Annotated in this window: 15 protein-coding genes; 2 read left to right on the top strand and 13 right to left on the bottom strand. The window is 72.7% G+C overall.

From position 1 onward, the window contains the following. Window positions 1-210: 210 nt before the first annotated feature. The 5 genes from ACFY3L_RS37200 to ACFY3L_RS37180 all read right to left on the bottom strand — a co-directional run bounded on the left by ACFY3L_RS37200 (window position 211) and on the right by ACFY3L_RS37180 (window position 6,165). Window positions 211-1,101: an SRPBCC family protein gene (locus tag ACFY3L_RS37200; RefSeq protein ID WP_389335269.1), complete on the bottom strand. Its 891-nt coding sequence runs from the start codon at window positions 1,099-1,101 to the stop codon at window positions 211-213. Window positions 1,102-1,561: 460 nt separating this feature from the next. Then, on the bottom strand, window positions 1,562-2,413 hold the full coding sequence (locus tag ACFY3L_RS37195; RefSeq protein WP_389335266.1) for an FAD binding domain-containing protein: 852 nt from the start codon (window positions 2,411-2,413) through the stop codon (window positions 1,562-1,564). Beyond that, a complete protein-coding gene (locus ACFY3L_RS37190) occupies window positions 2,410-4,794 on the bottom strand; it encodes a xanthine dehydrogenase family protein molybdopterin-binding subunit (protein WP_389335264.1) in 2,385 nt (794 codons plus the stop codon). The genes ACFY3L_RS37195 and ACFY3L_RS37190 overlap by 4 nt, the downstream gene beginning before the upstream one ends. Continuing rightward, window positions 4,791-5,330 (bottom strand): (2Fe-2S)-binding protein, encoded by a 540-nt coding sequence (locus ACFY3L_RS37185; RefSeq protein WP_389335261.1) that lies wholly within the window; start codon window positions 5,328-5,330, stop codon window positions 4,791-4,793. The genes ACFY3L_RS37190 and ACFY3L_RS37185 overlap by 4 nt, the downstream gene beginning before the upstream one ends. A 124-nt stretch (window positions 5,331-5,454) precedes the next feature. After that, a complete protein-coding gene (locus ACFY3L_RS37180; protein ID WP_389335258.1) occupies window positions 5,455-6,165 on the bottom strand; it encodes an LGFP repeat-containing protein in 711 nt (236 codons plus the stop codon). Between the two features lie 191 nt (window positions 6,166-6,356). Between ACFY3L_RS37180 and ACFY3L_RS37175 the strand changes: the two genes are divergently transcribed. Continuing rightward, the gene (locus tag ACFY3L_RS37175) at window positions 6,357-6,638 is read left to right on the top strand and encodes a LysR family transcriptional regulator (RefSeq protein WP_389335255.1); all 282 of its coding nucleotides are present in this window, start codon (window positions 6,357-6,359) and stop codon (window positions 6,636-6,638) included. A gap of 30 nt (window positions 6,639-6,668) precedes the next feature. Here ACFY3L_RS37175 and ACFY3L_RS37170 read toward each other — a convergent pair whose 3' ends face one another. From ACFY3L_RS37170 to ACFY3L_RS37155, 4 genes are all read right to left on the bottom strand, one after another. Further along, on the bottom strand, window positions 6,669-7,787 hold the full coding sequence (locus tag ACFY3L_RS37170; RefSeq protein WP_389335253.1) for an XdhC family protein: 1,119 nt from the start codon (window positions 7,785-7,787) through the stop codon (window positions 6,669-6,671). Next, on the bottom strand, window positions 7,780-8,844 hold the full coding sequence (locus tag ACFY3L_RS37165; RefSeq protein WP_389335250.1) for a VWA domain-containing protein: 1,065 nt from the start codon (window positions 8,842-8,844) through the stop codon (window positions 7,780-7,782). Before ACFY3L_RS37165 ends, ACFY3L_RS37170 begins: the two co-directional genes overlap by 8 nt. Then, a complete protein-coding gene (locus ACFY3L_RS37160) occupies window positions 8,834-9,703 on the bottom strand; it encodes an AAA family ATPase (protein WP_389335248.1) in 870 nt (289 codons plus the stop codon). The genes ACFY3L_RS37165 and ACFY3L_RS37160 overlap by 11 nt, the downstream gene beginning before the upstream one ends. Window positions 9,704-9,962: 259 nt before the next feature. After that, window positions 9,963-10,535 (bottom strand): NTP transferase domain-containing protein, encoded by a 573-nt coding sequence (locus ACFY3L_RS37155; protein ID WP_389335474.1) that lies wholly within the window; start codon window positions 10,533-10,535, stop codon window positions 9,963-9,965. 95 nt (window positions 10,536-10,630) lie between these two features. Here ACFY3L_RS37155 and ACFY3L_RS37150 point away from each other — a divergent pair, with 95 nt between their 5' ends. Further along, on the top strand, window positions 10,631-11,134 hold the full coding sequence (locus ACFY3L_RS37150) for an NUDIX domain-containing protein (RefSeq protein ID WP_389335246.1): 504 nt from the start codon (window positions 10,631-10,633) through the stop codon (window positions 11,132-11,134). 88 nt (window positions 11,135-11,222) lie between these two features. Here the strand turns inward: ACFY3L_RS37150 and ACFY3L_RS37145 are convergent, their stop codons facing one another. The 4 genes from ACFY3L_RS37145 to ngcE form a co-directional block, all read right to left on the bottom strand. Continuing rightward, window positions 11,223-12,878 carry a bifunctional 3'-5' exonuclease/DNA polymerase gene (locus ACFY3L_RS37145; RefSeq protein ID WP_389335471.1) on the bottom strand — a complete coding sequence of 552 codons (1,656 nt, stop codon included), beginning with the start codon at window positions 12,876-12,878 and terminating at the stop codon, window positions 11,223-11,225. A gap of 84 nt (window positions 12,879-12,962) precedes the next feature. After that, window positions 12,963-13,880: a carbohydrate ABC transporter permease gene (locus ACFY3L_RS37140; protein WP_389335244.1), complete on the bottom strand. Its 918-nt coding sequence runs from the start codon at window positions 13,878-13,880 to the stop codon at window positions 12,963-12,965. An 11-nt stretch (window positions 13,881-13,891) separates the two neighbouring features. Further along, complete coding sequence (locus tag ACFY3L_RS37135; protein WP_389335242.1) at window positions 13,892-14,800, bottom strand: carbohydrate ABC transporter permease; 909 nt, start codon at window positions 14,798-14,800, stop codon at window positions 13,892-13,894. Window positions 14,801-14,813: 13 nt separating this feature from the next. Beyond that, complete coding sequence (gene ngcE, locus ACFY3L_RS37130) at window positions 14,814-16,262, bottom strand: N-acetylglucosamine/diacetylchitobiose ABC transporter substrate-binding protein (RefSeq protein ID WP_389335240.1); 1,449 nt, start codon at window positions 16,260-16,262, stop codon at window positions 14,814-14,816. Window positions 16,263-16,276: the final 14 nt, after the last annotated feature.

Genomic DNA, 16,276 nt, shown 5'->3' with positions numbered 1-16,276 from the left:
TGAGTGGCCGCCGCCCGCCGGATCGGCGATCGTGCGTTGCCGGGACAGCGGAGGCCCGCTGCCGGGAACGGCGCGCCACCGGGACAGCGGAGGCGCGCTGCCGGGAACGGCGCGCCACCGGGACGGCGAAGGAGCGCTGCTGGAGGCGGCGCGTCGCCAGGACCGCGAAAAGGTTGCCGGTGCCGGGGGCGGCGGCGCTGTGGTGGGCGGTCAGCGGCGTTTGACCCACCAGATGATGCCGAACACGATGACGAAGCTCGCGGCGGCGGTCATGACGTACGGGACCGCGCGGCGCACGACCGCGCCGACCCCGCTGACGGCGAGCAGGTCGATCGGCTCCACCTCGTCGTCCGGGTGCACCGACACGGAGGACTCCGACAACGCCGTGGGCGCGGACCGCGCACCCGCGCCACCCGCGCCCGAGTCCGGCACCGCGGCCGAGTCCGGCACCGCGGCCAGGTCCGGAACCCCGGCCGAGGCCGGCACCGGAACCGGAACCGAGCCTGTGGCCGAGTCCGAGGCAGCGGCCGAAGCTGGAGCCGCGGCCGGCGCTGAGGCCGAGTCCGGAACCGCGGCCGTGACAGCCACGGCGGGTCCGCCCGCGGCGAGCTTGCCGGCCAGGCAGTCGGCGAACTGGCCGATCAGCTTCGAGCTCACGTCGCCGATGAGCCCACGGCCGAACTGCGCGGCCTTGCCGGTGATGTCGAGGTCCGTGGCGACCTCGACCTTCGTGCCGTCGGCGCCCGCGTCGTGCAGCTGCGCCGTCACCTTCGCCGAGGCGGTGCCGCCGCCCCGGCTGTCGGCGCCGGACGCGGTGAGCACCACCCGGTGCGCGGCCTCGTCCCGCTCGACGAACCGGCCCTTGCCCTTGAACGTGAGGCTCACCGGGCCCAGCTTGACCTTGACGGTGCCGGCGAAGTCGTCGCCCTCGAAGGACGTCAGCGCGGCGCCCGGCATGCAGGGCGCGACCCGCTCGATGTCCAGCAGCACGTCCCACGCCTGCGACACCGGGACGGGCACGGTGAAACTGTGTTCCAGCAGCACGTCGTCAGACCCCCAGCACTCGGCGGCACGGCCCGTCCGGTGATCCGGGCCACGCATCCGACCATAGTCCCGTCGGCGCGTGCCGCGCAGCACGGCCACCCGATACCTTCACGATGGACGGTCCGGCACTCCCGACGGAGGCCACGTGCGACAGTTCGAGATCCGACCCGGCGAAGTGCCCGAGTGGCCGGGGATGAGCCCGGCGGCACGGGTGGTGGCGGGTTCCTGGCGAGGGTCCGGGTCACCGGCGACGCGGCCGCCGCCCGCGAGCTGATGGCGCCGGGCACCCGCCGACCGGCGCGCCGCTCACCGAGGTCGGCTCGGCGGTGTACCGGGTCGAGGCGGCAGGATCGCCGAGTACTGGGTCCGACTCGACCGGCTCGGCCTCGCACGCCAGTTGCAGGACCCGGCGCCGCAGGGATGAGGGCCGCCCGAGACGGACGGCCCCCGGACGGCCCTCGCAGCACCCACCGCCGCCCAGAAGCCGCCCGGAATCGGACGGCCCCGGGCGGACGCCTCAGATGCCCAGCGCCCGGCACACCGCCCGCGCCGTCAGGACCCGCGCCAGGTCGCGCCGGTAGTCCGCGGAGGCGGTGAGGTCGTCCACCGGTGACGTGCCGGACGAGACGGACACGCAGGCCGCCGCCACCGCGTCCGCCGTCGCCGGCGCACCGGTCAGCGCCGCCTCGACCTCGACGGCGCGGTGCGGCACCGGGCCCATGTTGGTCAGCGCGACCCGCGCCCCGGCGATGGTGCCGCCGGAGCGGGACACCGCGACCGCCACGCCGACGATCGCCCACGCCTGCGCCACGCGGTGGAACTTCTCGTAGTGCGCCGACCAGCCGTCCGCGCCTGCCAGCCGCACCTCGACGAGGACCTCGTCGGGGGCGAGCGCCGTGGTGAACAGGTCCACCGCGAAGTCGGCGGCGCTGACGGACCGCCGCCCGGCGGGGCCCTGGACGACGTACGTGGCATCGAGGGCGGCCGCGACGGCGGGCAGGTCGGCGGCGGGGTCGGCGTGCGCGAGGGACCCGCCGACCGTGCCGCGGTGCCGCACCTGCCGGTCGCCGACCCTCGCCGCCGCGGCCGCGAGCAGCGGCGCGTGCCGCTGGACCAGCGGCGACGACGCCACCTCGGCGTGCGTGGTCATGGCGCCGACGACGAGCGTGTCGCCGTCGAGCCGGACCCCGCTGAGCCCGGGCACGCCGGCCAGGTCGACCAGCAGCGCGGGCGCGGCGAGGCGCAGCCGCAGCACCGGCAGCAGCGACTGCCCGCCGGCGAGCACCTTGGCGTCCTCGGCGGCTCCCAGCGCGGTCACCGCCTCTTCCACAGTGGACGGTTTCAGGTAGTCGAACGCGACGGGGATCACGCCACACCTCCGCGCTTGATCGCCCGCCACACCCGCTCGGGTGTGCAGGGCATGGCGATGTCGTCCACGCCGTACGGGCGCAACGCGTCGACGATCGCGTTGACGACGGCCGGGGTGGACGCGATGGCGCCGGCCTCGCCGACACCCTTGACGCCGAGCGGGTTGGAGGTCGCCGGCGTCTCCGTGCGGTCGGTGACGAGGTGCGGCAGGTCGGCCGCGCTGGGGATCGTGTACTCGACGAACGACCCGGTCAGCAGGGTGCCGGACTCGTCGTACACCGCCTGCTCGTGCAACGCCTGTGCGATGCCCTGCGCGACACCGCCGTGCACCTGCCCCTCGACGATGAGCGGGTTGACGACCTTGCCCACGTCGTCGACCGCCACGTACCGGTGGATGGCGACGTGCCCGGTCTGGGTGTCGACGAGCGTCGCGCACAGGTGGGTGCCGTGCGGGAACGAGAACGTCTGCGGGTCGAAGGTGGCGTCCGCGTCGAGGGTCGCCTCGACCCCGTCGGGCAGGTCGTGCGCCGCGAAGACCGCGAACGCCGTGTCCGCGATCGTCTTCGCCGCGTCGGGCGTGCCGCGGACCCGGAACGCGCCGCCGGTGAACTCGATGTCGTCGGGGCTGCACTCCAGCATGTGCGCGGCGACGACGCGGGCCTTGTCGCGCACCTTCCGGCACGCCTCGACCAGCGCGACCCCGCCGACGGCGAGGGAGCGGGACCCGTACGTGTCCAGACCTTTGTGCGACGTGCGGGTGTCGCCGTGCAGGACCTCGACGTCCTCGAACGCGACCCCGAGCTCGTCGGCCACGATCTGGCTCCACGCGGTCACGTGCCCCTGCCCGTGCGGGCTGGTGCCGGTGACCACCTCGACCTTGCCCGTGGGCAGGACCCGCACCGACGCCGTCTCCCAGCCGCCGGCGGCGTACCGCAGCGCGCCCAGGATGCGGGAGGGCGCGAGGCCGCACATCTCCGTGTAGGTGGACACGCCGATCCCGAGCTGCACCGGGTCGCCGCTGTCCCGGCGGCGCCGCTGCTCCGCGCGCAGACCGGCGTAGTCGAACAGGTCGAGGGCCTTGTCCGTCGCGGCGTCGTAGTCGCCGGAGTCGTACACGAGGCCGGCGACCGTGGTGAACGGGAACTCGTCCGCCTTGATCCAGTTGCGGCGGCGCAGCTCGACGGGGTCCATGCCGAGCTCGTCGGCGAGGTCGTCCATGGCCCGTTCGATGGCGTACGTCGCCTCGGGCCGGCCCGCGCCGCGGTAGGCGTCGGTGATGGTCGTGTTGGTGAAGACGCCGACGCACTCGAAGCGGTACGCGGGCACCTTGTAGATCGAGTTGAACATGAACGCGCCGAGGATCGGCACGCCCGGCCCGACGAGGCCCAGGTAGGCGCCCATGTTGGCGATGAGCTTCACGTCGATGCCGGTCAGGGTGCCGTCGCGGCGGGCGGTGAGCGTGATGTCCTGGATCTGGTCGCGCCCGTGGTGCGCCGACAGCATCGAGTCGCCGCGGGTCTCGGTGTACTTGACCGGCTTCCGCACGCGCTGTGCGGCGAAGAACGCGATCATCTCCTCCGGGGTGACCTGCAGCTTGCCGCCGAAGCCGCCGCCGACGTCGGGGGCGATGACCCGGATCTTGTGCTCGGGCACGCCGGTGAGCAGCGCGTAGAACACCCGCAGGATGTGCGGGATCTGGGTGGCCGACCAGATGGTGTACTCCCCCATGCCGGGGTCGACGACGACGCTGCGGGGCTCCATGAACGCGGGGATGAGCCGCTGCTGGACGTACCGGCGGCGCAGCGTCACCTCGGCGGCGGCGGCCTCCGCGGCGACGTCGGTGCCGGTGCCGGCCTGCGCCGAGTCGAAGATCCAGGTGTACGAGCGGTTGGTGCCCTTGTCGGGATGGACCAGGCCCTCGTCACGTGACGCGGCCTCCAGGTCCAGGACCGGCGGCAGCGGCTCGTACTCGACCTCGATCGCGTCGAGCGCGTCGGCGGCGGTGTCGCGGTCACGGGCGACGACGACGGCGACCGCCTCGCCGTGGTGGCGCACGAAGCCGTCCGCGAGGGGTGGCCGGACCGGGTGCACGATGTCCTCCGTGACCGGCCAGGCGCACGGCAGGCTGCCCTGGATCCCGGCGATGTCGGCCCCGCTGAACGCGTCGACGACACCGGGGATCCGCAGGGCGGGGCCGACGTCGACGGCGGTGATGCGGGCGCTGGCGTGCGGGCTGCGCAGGATCGCCAGGTGCAGCATCCCGGGCAGCGCGATGTTGTCCGTCCAGCGGGTCCGCCCGGTGATGAGCCGCGCGTCCTCCTTGCGCCGGCGCGCCGCGCCGACCTCCCCCGCGGCCGCAGACGGTTCGGCTACGGCGGTCATGCCGTCACCTCGTCCTTGAGTGGGACGTCCTCGCCCGCGGACCGCAACGCTGTTGCGGCGGACAGCACGGCACGGACGATGTTCTGGTAGCCGGTGCAGCGGCACAGGTTGCCGGACAGGCCTTCCCGGACCTCCTCCTGCGACGGGTCGGGGTTGTCGCGGAGCAGGTCGACGGCGGACAGGATCATGCCGGGGGTGCAGAAGCCGCACTGCAGGGCGTGCAGCTCGTGAAACGCCTGCTGCACGGCGTGCAGCGTCCCGTCCGGGCCGGCCAGGCCCTCGATGGTGGTGACGGCGGCGCCGTCGGCCTGGACGGCGAGCACGGAGCAGCTCTTGACGGAGTGCCGGACGCCGTCGGGGTCGCCCATCAGGACCGTGCACGAGCCGCAGTTGCTGGTGTCGCAGCCGACGACCGTGCCGACTTTGCCGAGTCGTTCTCGCAGGTGATGGACCAGCAGGGTCCGGGGCTCGACGTCGTCGACGTAGCGACTGCCGTCGACGTCGACGCTCACCCGGACGCGATGGGAAGAGGACACGCTTGCCTCCCGCGGGGGACGTGCCGAAACGGCCCGTCGCGCGGCGGACGCACCCGGGCCACTGCCTGATCAGGAGATCGCACAAGCAGTGATCAATGCAACCCTTCGCGGGTCTTGACTTCGATCAGCTGCGCCAGAACCTGGCGATCCCGTCGCGGACGGTGGCGATGCCGTGCTCGAACTCCTGCTGATACGCGAACGGATCGTCCGGCGACGGCCGCTGCCCCGCGACCGGCCAGCCGACCTCGTCGAGCCCTGGGCCGCCGCCGATCCTGTCCCAGATGGCGCCGGAGACGGTGTGCGCGCCGTGCTCCTCGCTCCAGAGGAGGACGCCGCCCTGGAACTCCTGCAAGGCGCGTGCGGCGCGGACCCGCGCGGCGTCCACCGGGAAGCCGAGCCGCCCGTCGAACCCGCCGGCCTCGCAGTAGCCCGCCCAGATCGGGCCGCTGACCGCCACCGCCGCGGCGGCGCCGTCCGCGGCGACGCCGATCGCCCCGCACGCCGGCAGCCCCGCCGTCCGGCAGGCCGCGCCGGGCCCTTCGAAGAGCTGGTAGTCGTGACCCAGCAGCGGCTCACCCGGCAGGGCGGTGACCGTGCGCAGCGCCCCGGTCAGCGGAAACCCGAGCGTCCCGCGGCACCGCTCGTACAGTCGCAGCAAGCGCCCGGAGATCAGCAGCGGCGGACGGCCGGACACCTCGACGACCAGGCCACCCTCGAAGGGTTGCGCCGTCCCGGCGGTCCCCCACCGCGACGGCCCCACCGGCCGCGCCCTTCCCGAAGGCGCGCCGAGGATGTCGACGCCGAACGGCCCACGGTGCGCGTCGTCGCCGGCCACCGCCCGAGTATCCCGGAGAAGAAGATCCGGTGGAGCGGCAATCGCGGTACCCGGGTCCGGTCGCGGCGCGCTCTCACCCGCGGTCCGCCACCGCGCTGACCCGCGGGCCGCCGCCGCGCTGACCCGCGGGCCGCCGCCGGCGGCGAAGTGTCGGCTTCCTGACTCGCGCTCGAGTGTCGATCGACGGTGATATGGGTGAGGATCGACGGATCGACCACCACGGTGCGGCGCGGCACGAGCTGGAGGCGTTCCTCACTCTTGCGGAGGAGCTGCACTTCGGCCGCACCGCCATGCGCCTGCACGTGTCGACGGCGCGGATCAGCCAGACGATCAGGTCGCTCGAGCTGCGGGTCGGCACGCGGCTGTTCGCGCGGACGAGCCGCCGGGTGTCGCTGTCACCGGACGGGCAGCAGCTGCTCAACAACCTGCGCCGCGGCCGCGACCAGCCCGGCTGCCAGCCCCCTGACTGCTAGCCCTGACTGCTGGCCCCTGGCTGCTGGCGCCTACGACACCTCGTGGTGGATGCGGCCGGCGGTCGTCGTGAGCCGCGCGCCGCCACCGCCCCAGCGCCCCGCGATGATCTCCGCGGCGATGCTGACGGCGGTCTCTTCCGGGGTCCGCGCGCCGAGGTCGAGGCCGATCGGCGAGGACAGCCGGTCCAGCTCCTCATCCGTCATCCCCGCCTCCTTCAGCCGGGCGAGGCGGTCGTCGTGCGTGCGCCGGGATCCCATCGCACCGACGTAGGCGAGGTCCTCGCGCAGCGCCACCTGCAGCACGGGCACGTCGAACTTCGGGTCGTGGGTCAGCACGCACACCACGGTGCGCGCGTCGACGCGGCCGGCGTCCAGCTCCGCCCGCAGGTACCGGTGCGGCCAGTCGACGACGACCTCGTCGGCGCCGGGGAACCGCTTCGACGTGGCGAACACGGGGCGCGCGTCGCAGACCGTGACGTGGTAGCCGAGGAAGTCACCGATGCGGGCCACCGACGCGGCGAAGTCGATCGCGCCGAAGACGATCATCCGGGCGGGCGGCGCGTAGGAGGCGACGAACAGCGTCAGCCCCTCGCCGCGCCGCTCGCCGTCCAGGCCGTAGTGCAGCGTGTCGGTCCGCCCTGCGGCCAGCAGCCCCCTGGCGTCGTCGGCGGCGGCCGCGTCGAGCCGTTCGGAGCCCAACGAACCGGACGTGGACGCGGGCCAGACGACCAGCCGCCGGCCGATCTTGTCAGCAGGGCCCTCCACCACCGACACGACGGCGACCGGCTCGCGGGCGGTGATCGCCGCGGCGACCCGGTCCAGCTCCGGGAACGTGTCCCGCGACACCGGCTCGACCAGCAGCTCGATGATCCCGCCGCAGGTCAGGCCCACGGCGAACGCGTCGTCGTCGCTCACACCGTACCGCTGGACGACCGGCGAACCGGAGTCGACGACCTCGCGGGACAGCTCGTAGACGGCGCCTTCCACGCAGCCGCCGGAGACGCTGCCGACCGCGTCGCCGTCGGGGCCGACGAGCATCGTGGCGCCGGCGGGGCGCGGTGAGCTGCGCCAGGTGCGCACGACGGTGGCCATGCCGACGGTACGGCCGGACTGCCACCAGCCGAGCAGCTCGTCGAGAACCTCACGCACGGCGGACCTCCTCAAGGACGGCGTGTAGCGCCGCCACCGTATGCCCTGCCACGAGCGCGTCAACATGCGGGAGCACCGCGGCGAGGCCACCGGCGGTCGGGGCGAAGCCGGGGCGCCCGGCGTGCGGGCTCACCCAGACGGTCCGGGCGGCGAGTCGGTGCAGGTGGGCGACGGTGGCGCCGAGCCGGGCCGGCTCCGCGGACTCCCACCCGTCGCTGAAGACGACGACCGCGGCGCGGCGGGCGGCACCGCGGTGGCCGTCGCCCCGGACGAACGCGGCGATCCCGTCGGCGAGCCGGGTCCCGCCGCGCCAGTCGGGAATGAGCCGCCCGGCCTCCCGCAGCGCCGTCTCCGGAGCCCGGATCCGCAGCGCCGGGGTGAGCCGGGTGAGGCGGGTGCCGAGCGTGTACGTCTCCGTCCATCGTGGACGGTGCCGGGTGAAGGCGTGCGCGAGGCGCAGGAGGGCGTCCGCGTACGGCGACATCGACCCCGACACGTCGATCAGCAGCACGATCCGGCGGGGTCGCGGCGCGCGGCGCCGGTGCAGCAGGGGCCTTGGCTCGCCGCCGGCCCGCAGCATCGCCCGGACGCTGCGGCGGCGGTCGACCTCGCCGTGGCCCGCCGGCCGGTGCCGCCGGCCGGGCCGGGTGATGTCGGCGGCGGCGACCTGGGCGAGCAGCGCCAACGCCTCGGCGCGTTCGGCGGGCGACAGGGTGGCGAGGTCGCGGTGGCGCAGCACCTCGGTGTCGGCGGCCCGCACGGACAGCGCCGGGTCCTGCTCGCCGGCGTCCGCCGACGGCGGCATCGTGGCCCGGAACAGCGACCGCTCCGGCAGCCGCCGCACCTGCCACGACGGCCCGCGCGCCTTCGACGCCTCCCGCAGGAAGGCCGCGTCGTAGCGGGCGATGTCCTCCGGCGAGCCGCACAGGGTGAGCCGGCCGACCCAGTACGCGTGGGCGACCCCGGCGGCGTCGAGGGCCTCGCCGTAGGCGGCGAGGCGGTCGAGCGTCACCGGCAGCCCGGCCGCCCGCAGCTTCCCGGCCACCTCAACGAGCATCGACGGTCCCCGCTGCCAGCTCGATGTCCTCGCGGACCTTCAGGACCACGCCGAGGGTGGCGCGAGCGAGCTCGGCGGTCAGCGTGTCCGCGGCCAGGGCGCGCAGCGCGGCGGCCCAGTCGATCGCCTCGGCGACGCCCGGCGGCTTGACCAGGTCGAGGGTCCGCAGGTGGGCGGTGGCCTCGGCGACCTGCGCGGCGAGCCGCTCGCCGAGGCCCGGCAGGCGCCGCCGCAGGATCGCGGTCTCCCGCTCCTGTGTGGGGTGGCCGACCCAGTGGTACAGGCAGCGGCGCTTCAACGCGTCGTGCACCTCGCGGGTCCTGTTGCTGGTCACGACCACGACCGGCGGCACCTCGGCGGTGATCCTGCCGAGCTCCGGCACGGTCACGGCGGCGTCGGCGAGCACCTCGAGGAGGTACGCCTCGAACTCGTCGTCGGCCCGGTCGACCTCGTCGACGAGCAGCACGCACGGCGCCCGCTCGACCGCCTGCAGCAGCGGCCGGGCGAGCAGGAACCGGCGGTCGTACAGGTCCGCCTCGAGCTCCTGCGCCGTCAGGGTGCCGTGCGCCGCCGTCTCCACCGCTCGCAGGTGCAGCACCTGGCGGGCGAAGTCCCAGTCGTACAGCGCGTGCGAGGCGTCCAGGCCCTCGTAGCACTGCAGGCGGATCAGCTCGACGCCCGCGGTCTCGGCGAGCGCCGCCGCGAACGCGGTCTTGCCGACGCCGGCGTCGCCCTCCAGGAAGATCGGCCGGTGCAGGCGCAGCGCGAGGAAGCCCGCCATCGCGAGCCCCTCGTCGGCGAGGTATCCCGCGTCGGCCAGGCCGGCCGCCAGCGCGGCCGGAGACTCGAAGTCCGGCACCGCTCCACTATGCGCGTGGATTTCTCCGGCGGCTACTGCCGCACCGGGTCGCTCCGGTTCCGGTTTCGGCGGATGTACGGGCAGCGCCTGCCGCTCCGTCCGCCCGGCTCCGCCGTTGTTCGTGGCTTCCTGCCCGCTCGGGCGGACCGGTCGGCACCGGTGTTCGCGGCTGCCTGCCGCCCCGGCGGACCGGTCGGCGCCGATGTTCGTGGCTGCCCGCCGCCCCGGGCGGACCGGTCGGCGCCGGCGCTCGTGGTCCCTACTGCTCGGGCGGGACGTCGAGGTCGGTGTCGTCGGCGATGTCCTCGCACGGCACGGCTTGGACCTGGTCGGCGTGGGCGACCAGGTAGGCGCGCGCGCCGACGTCAGCGGTCGCGAGGGTGCTCACACCGGCCCAGTGGTCGCGGCCGAGGATCACCGGATGGCCGCGTTTCCCTTGGTACGACGCGGTCACCAGCGCCTTCGACCCGCTGTCGGCGGCGGCGAGCAGCCTGGCCACGGCGTCGGGTCCGATGCCGGGCGTGTCGACCAGCAGCACCGCGACCGCGACCGCGTCGGCCTCCGTCTCGGCCTCGGCGACCGCCGCCAGCCCGACCCGCAGCGACGAGCCCATGCCGCTCTTCCAGGCCGGGTTGTCCACCAGCCGCGCGTCACCGAGCTGCGCCTCGTCGCGGACCCGCGCCGACTCGGCGCCGAGGACCACCACGATCCGCGTGCAGCCGCCCTCGCGAAGGGTCGCCACGGCGCGCTCGACCAGCAAACGGCCGTCGTCGTGGCGTACGAGAGCCTTGGGCCCGCCATACCGGCGGCCGCCACCTGCGGCGAGAACCAGTCCGACGATCGTGCTCAGCGGGGACTCCTCGGTGCTCCTGGGTACTCCTGGGTGCTCCTCGGTGCAGCCTAATACCGCCGGTACGCTCGTTGCTCATGGCCCTGCACGATCACTGCTCGTATTGCGGCGTCGCCTATGCGTCGAACGCGCCGTGGCCCCGCGTCTGCGCCTCCTGCGGCGAGACGACCTGGCGAAACCCGCTGCCCGTCGCCGTCACACTCCTGCCGGTCGAGACCGACGAGGGCCGCGGCCTGGTCCTCGTCCGCCGCGACATCGAGCCGAAGCGCGGCGAGCTGGCCCTGCCGGGCGGCTTCATCGAGTTCGGCGAGACCTGGCAGGAGGGCATGGTCCGCGAGCTGCGCGAGGAGACCACGCTGCTGGCCGACCCCGCCGACGTCCGCCTCTTCGACGTCCAGAGCACCCCCGGCGGCAACCTCGTCGTCTTCGGCGTGCTCCCCCCGCGCCCCCTGTCCGCGATCCCCGCCTCCGTGGCGACAGAGGAGTCCCTCGGCTTCGAGATCGGCGTCGGCCCCCAGCAGCTGTGCTTCCCCACCCACACCGACGCCATGGCCCGCTACCTCGCCTCCGCCGACTGGTGACCGCACCCTCCGTGATCCGGAAGCCTGCGATCCGGAAGCCTGCTGGTCGCCAGAGCGACGACGACGCTTCCGGATCACGAGGGAGGGGCTACTTGGCGTCGGAGTAGCGCTCGACGACGGCGACGTCGAGCGGGAAGCGGACCGGCGTGTCGCCGAAGAGCAGCCGGCGGGCCTCGTCGCCGGCGGTGTGCACGGCCGTGACCACCGCCTGTGCCTCCGGCGCGGGGCAGTGCACCATGAACTCGTCGTGCTGGAAGAAGACCAGCTCGGCGGCCAGGCCGGCGAGGTGCGCGCGGAGCCTGGCGAGCACCACCAGCGCCCACTCCGCCGCGGTGCCCTGGATGACGAAGTTGCGCGTGAACCTGCCGCGCGCCCGCCCCCTCGCCCCGCCGCGGGCGTCGACCTCCATCCCCGGCTCGTCGAAGCCCTCCCGCCAGCCGACCGACGACGGCGGGCAGGTGCGGCCGAGCCAGGTGCGGACCAGCCCGCCGGCCTCGCCGGTGCGGGCGGCTTCCTCCACGAGGTCCCAGGCGGCCGGGTAGAAGCGGCGCAGGGCGGCGAGGGCTGGTGCGGCCATGCCGCCGGTCTGCCCGTACATGGCGCCGAGGAGCGCGACCTTGGCCTTCGCGCGGTCGCCCTCGAAGGCCTCGGCGGCGAGCGCGGCGTAGAGGTCGCCGGCGGCACCGGCCCGGGCGAGCCGGTGGTCGGCGGAGACGGCGGCGAGGATGCGCGGCTCGAGCTGGCCGGCGTCGGCGACGACGAAGGTCCAGCCGGGGTCGGCGACGACGGCCTTGCGCACGACCTTCGGGATCTGCAGGGCGCCGCCGCCGCGGGTGGCCCAGCGGCCCGAGACGACGCCGCCGGGGATGTACTCGGCGCGGAAGCGGCCGCCGCTGACCCACTGGTCGAGCCAGGACCAGCCGTGCGCGACCCACAGCCGGTACAGCTCCTTGTACTCCAGCAGGATCGGCACGGCGGGGTGGTCGACGTGCTGGAGCTCCCAGCGGCGCGTGTTGCGCAGCGTGATGCCCTGGCGGGCGAAGGCCCGCAGGACCTCGGCGGGCGAGTCGGGGTGGACCCGGGCGCCGAAGGCGTCGTTGAGCCGGGCGTTGAGCTCGACGAGGCGGGCCGGTGGCGCCCCCTCGATCGGTGAGGGCGGGCCGAGCAGCTCGCGGAGCAGGGCGTCGTGCACGTCGGCGCGCCACGGCAGGCCGGCGGCGCCCATCTCGGCGGCGACGAGCGCGGCGGCGGACTCGGCGGCGACGAGGGTGCGCATGGCGCCACCACCGGGGGCCATGGACGGCGCCGCCGCCGCGCGGGTGCGCTGAGCGGAGAAGACACCGAGAACCGCATCGAGCGGCAGCTCGGAGTCCGCCGCGATGTCGAACAGCGAGTCCTGCGCCTCACCGGGCGGCAGAGCCGCGCGGGACGGCGGGTCGGGCGGCACGGGGGCGCCGGTGAGCCGGGCGTGGGCGGCGGCGAGGGCGCGGGGCTGGCCCCAGTGGCCCTCGGCGCCGAGCAGGAGGGCCTCGGCGAGCTCCAGGTCGTGGCAGCGCTCGACACGGACGCCGGCGGCGAGGAGGCGCGGATAGAGCTCGGCGGTCGACGGCCAGAGCCAGCGGGGGCGGTCGCGGGCCTCGATCGTGGCGACCGCGGTGGCGAGGTCGTCGACGCGGCGCTCGGGGCCGCTCGGGGTGCCGTCGTCGGCCAGCGGCCTGAGCAGACCACCGGCACCTGAGGGCATCACCGCGACGAGCACGACCGCATTACATCGCACACCCCCGACAGTTTCCGAGAAACCGCCGGGGGTGCGCGTGCCTTTGGTGGGTTACTTCACTGCGCCGGCGGTGAGACCGGCCTGGATCTGCCGCTGGAAGATCATGTACATCACGATCATGGGCAGGATCGAGATGGTCAGGGCGGCGAACAGGCCCGACCAGTCGGCCTCATACCCGGCGGACGTGGAGATCTCCTGGATGCCCTGGGTGAGGACCCACTTGTCCTTCGCGCCGGCCATCAGCACCAGCGGCAGCAGGAACTGTCCCCACTGGCCGATCAGGTTGAAGATCGTGAGGCTGATCAGGCCGGGCTTGGCCATGGGCAGCATCACCGAGAAGAACAGCCTGGTGTGCGAGGCGCCGTCGATCGTCGCGGCCTCCGCCACCGAGTTCGGCAGCGACCGGAAGAACGAGGTCAGGAAGAAGATCGTGAACGGCAGCGAGTACGCGATGTACACGATGATCAGGCCGGTGTACGTGTTGAGCAGGCCGAGCTGCTTGACCTGGAAGAACAGCGGCACGACGGCGAGGAACGGCGGGAACGCGATGCCGGCCACGAACAGGTAGTAGATGATCCGGTTGCCGAAGAACCTGTACCGCGCCAGTACATAGGCGGCCATCGAGCTCAGCAGCATCGTGCCGAACGTCGCGAGCGTGACGACCAGGACGCTGTTGAGCACGTACTGGCCGACGTGGGCCTTGTTCCAGGCCCGGCTCCAGTTCTCCCAGCGCAGGTGGTCCGGCATGGACCACGGCGTGCTGAAGATCTCGGTCGTGTTCTTGAACGACGCCAGGAACACCCACACCAGCGGGACGATGATCATCAACGCCCAGATGGCGAGGAACACGTGGCCGAGGCCGCCGGCCAGGTTGAGCGGACGGCGCGGGCGCTCGCCCTTCGGCAACACGCGGGCACCCTGCGGTCCGCTGCGCTGGCCCGGCGCGTCGCGGCCGATGATTGCGGTCATGTCTCGGCCTCTCAGTACTCGTAGGACTCACGACGGGTGAGCCGCAGCGTGAACGCGGCGAACACCAGCGACAACACGCACAGCGCGACACCGTAGGTGGCAGCGTCGCCGTAGCGGTTCTGCTGCATGTTGTTGTAGATCTCCAGGCCGAGCACGGTCGTCGCGCCGTCGGGTCCGCCGTTGTCCTGGGCGAGCACCGACACGATGGCGAACGCGTCGAAGGCCAGGATTCCGAGGTACACCCAAGCGGTCTGGATCGTGTCCCAGAGCAGGGGAAGCGTGACGCGGAAGAACAGCGACACCTTGGACGCGCCGTCGAGCTCGGCGGCCTCGTAGATCTCTGCCGGGATGTTGGCCATACCGGCGGAGAAGAGCACCACGTAGAAGCCGACCGCCTGCCACACGAGCACCGCGATGAGCGCCGGCAGCGCGAGGTTCTTCTCGATCAGGAAGCCGATCGGCTTCTCGAGGCCGGCCTTCAACAACACACCGTTGATCAGGCCGGACTCGTTGGGCCGGTACACCGTCGCGAAGAGCACACCGATGACCGGCACGGCGAGGACCTGGGGGAGGAAGAACACCACCCGGTAGAAGCTCGACCCCCAGACCCCCGCCGTCTTGCCACCCCTGCCTTTGCCTCCCACGTTGAGGAGGAAGGCAAAGAACAGGGCGAATGCGATCGTGGCCAGCGGCAGGAAGACGAGGATGACTGCGTGGTGCTCCAGCGCCTGCCAGAAACGGTCGGCGTGCAGCATCCGATCGTAGTTCTCCAGCCCGACCCATCGCTTCTTGGTGAAGCCGCGCCACTGGTAGAACGACAGATTGATCGTCTGCACGTACGGCCACAGGACGAAGTACGTGTAGAGCGTTACCGGCGCAACCAGGAACCCCAGGATGAAGGGGACTCTTCCATGCCGCATGATCAGGCTCCGATCAGCGCTTGAACTTGGTGATCGACGAGTCCTTCTTGATCTCGTCGGCCTTCTTCTGGATACGCTCGACGAACTGGTCGGCCTTGATGCGACCGAACATCAGCTCGTTGGTGGCGGTACGGGCCTCCTTGTCGAGGTCCTTGTACCAGCCGTCGAAGAACAGGTTGAAGACCTCCTGGCCGGCCGCCTTCAGCGCGTCCTGCGACGACTGGGTGCCCGGGGTGAAGGTCAGGCCGTCGGTGCTGCCGAGAACCACCGTAGGCGCCTTGACGACCTCGGTGAAGCCCTTGCCGCCCGCCTTCGACAGCATCTGGCGCATGTACTCCATGCCACCCTTGGGGTTCTTGCTCTTCGCCAGGACCATGTAGCCCTCACCGGCGGTCGCGCGCAGCGCCGTCGACTTGAGCTTGTCCGAGCCGGTGATGCTCGGGGTGGTCATCATCTGGTACTTGAAGCCCTCGGGTGTGTCCTTCTTCTGCTCGTTCTCCAGCCAGTCACCCGACGGGTACATCGCCAGCTGGTACTGGTTCTGCTTGAGCTGGACGTCGGTGTGCTTGAGACCCTCGGCACCCTGCAGGTTGTACTTGGCACCGATCTCGGCCCACGCCTCCGCGGCCTGCTTGACCGCGTCGACCTTCCAGGCACCATCCTCAAGGTTGTCGATGTTCTTGAGGATGTCCGCGCCACCGATCTTCGCGGCGCTGGTGAGGATGACGTTCCACTGGTAGTACGCGGCGTTGGCACCGGCGTAGGCGTAGGGGGCGATGCCCTTGGCCTTGATCTTGTCGCACAGCGCGGTGAACTCGGCCCACGTCTTCGGCGCGGTCCAGCCGTTGTCGGCGAAGAGCTTGCCGGAGTACCAGATGCCGAACACGGTCGAGACGTAGTACAGGACGTACGGCTTGCCGTTGAACGAGCCCGTGTCCACGGTGCCGGGGACCAGGGTGTCGCGGACCTTCTTGGTCGGGTCGTCGACCGACGGCGCGTCGAACAGCGCGGTCAGGTCCTGCAGCTGACCGTCGGCGACGAGCGCGCCGAAGTCCAGCGACTTCTCACCGGAGTTGTTCACGAACTCCGGCGCGTTGCCGCCGGCGATGAGGGGCTGCACCAGGGTGGAGATCGCCTGGCTGGACTGGTGCTTGACCTCGGACTTCGGGTGAGCCTTCTTGTACATCGGCTCGTGCACGTCGGTCGCGTACTTGTCGCCGTAGCCACCGTTGAAGATGACGACGTTGATCGGCTGGTCCTCCGGGGCACCCAGCGGGTTGGTCGCGCTGACGGCACCCGTGTTGGTGGTGCCGCCCGGCTCTTCGTCGCTGCCGCTGTCGGCGCACGCGGCGAGGAAGCCCGCCGCGGGCGTGGCGACGAGGCCGGCAACGGCGGCGCGCTGCAGGACGGTCCGCCGCGAGAGCGCGTTTGGCTGCGACGGGGACTCGGGGGTAACGGACATGATCTGTCTCCTCG

It is taken from the genome of Dactylosporangium sp. NPDC000521, assembly GCF_042898305.1.
Taxonomy (GTDB): Bacteria; Actinomycetota; Actinomycetes; order Mycobacteriales; family Micromonosporaceae; genus Dactylosporangium.
The sequence above is the reverse complement of the archived record's forward strand: the minus strand, read 5'-3'. Positions and strand labels throughout refer to the sequence as shown.

Coding starts and splice junctions, on each gene's coding strand:
- ngcE (WP_389335240.1), bottom strand. CDS start 16,262: ATGTCCGTTACCCCCGAGTCCCCGTCGCAGCCAAACGCGCTCTCGCGG.
- ACFY3L_RS37145 (WP_389335471.1), bottom strand. CDS start 12,878: ATGCCCTCAGGTGCCGGTGGTCTGCTCAGGCCGCTGGCCGACGACGGC.
- ACFY3L_RS37200 (WP_389335269.1), bottom strand. CDS start 1,101: ATGCGTGGCCCGGATCACCGGACGGGCCGTGCCGCCGAGTGCTGGGGG.
- ACFY3L_RS37150 (WP_389335246.1), top strand. CDS start 10,631: ATGGCCCTGCACGATCACTGCTCGTATTGCGGCGTCGCCTATGCGTCG.
- ACFY3L_RS37165 (WP_389335250.1), bottom strand. CDS start 8,844: ATGCTCGTTGAGGTGGCCGGGAAGCTGCGGGCGGCCGGGCTGCCGGTG.
- ACFY3L_RS37175 (WP_389335255.1), top strand. CDS start 6,357: ATGGGTGAGGATCGACGGATCGACCACCACGGTGCGGCGCGGCACGAG.
- ACFY3L_RS37135 (WP_389335242.1), bottom strand. CDS start 14,800: ATGCGGCATGGAAGAGTCCCCTTCATCCTGGGGTTCCTGGTTGCGCCG.
- ACFY3L_RS37190 (WP_389335264.1), bottom strand. CDS start 4,794: ATGACCGCCGTAGCCGAACCGTCTGCGGCCGCGGGGGAGGTCGGCGCG.
- ACFY3L_RS37140 (WP_389335244.1), bottom strand. CDS start 13,880: ATGACCGCAATCATCGGCCGCGACGCGCCGGGCCAGCGCAGCGGACCG.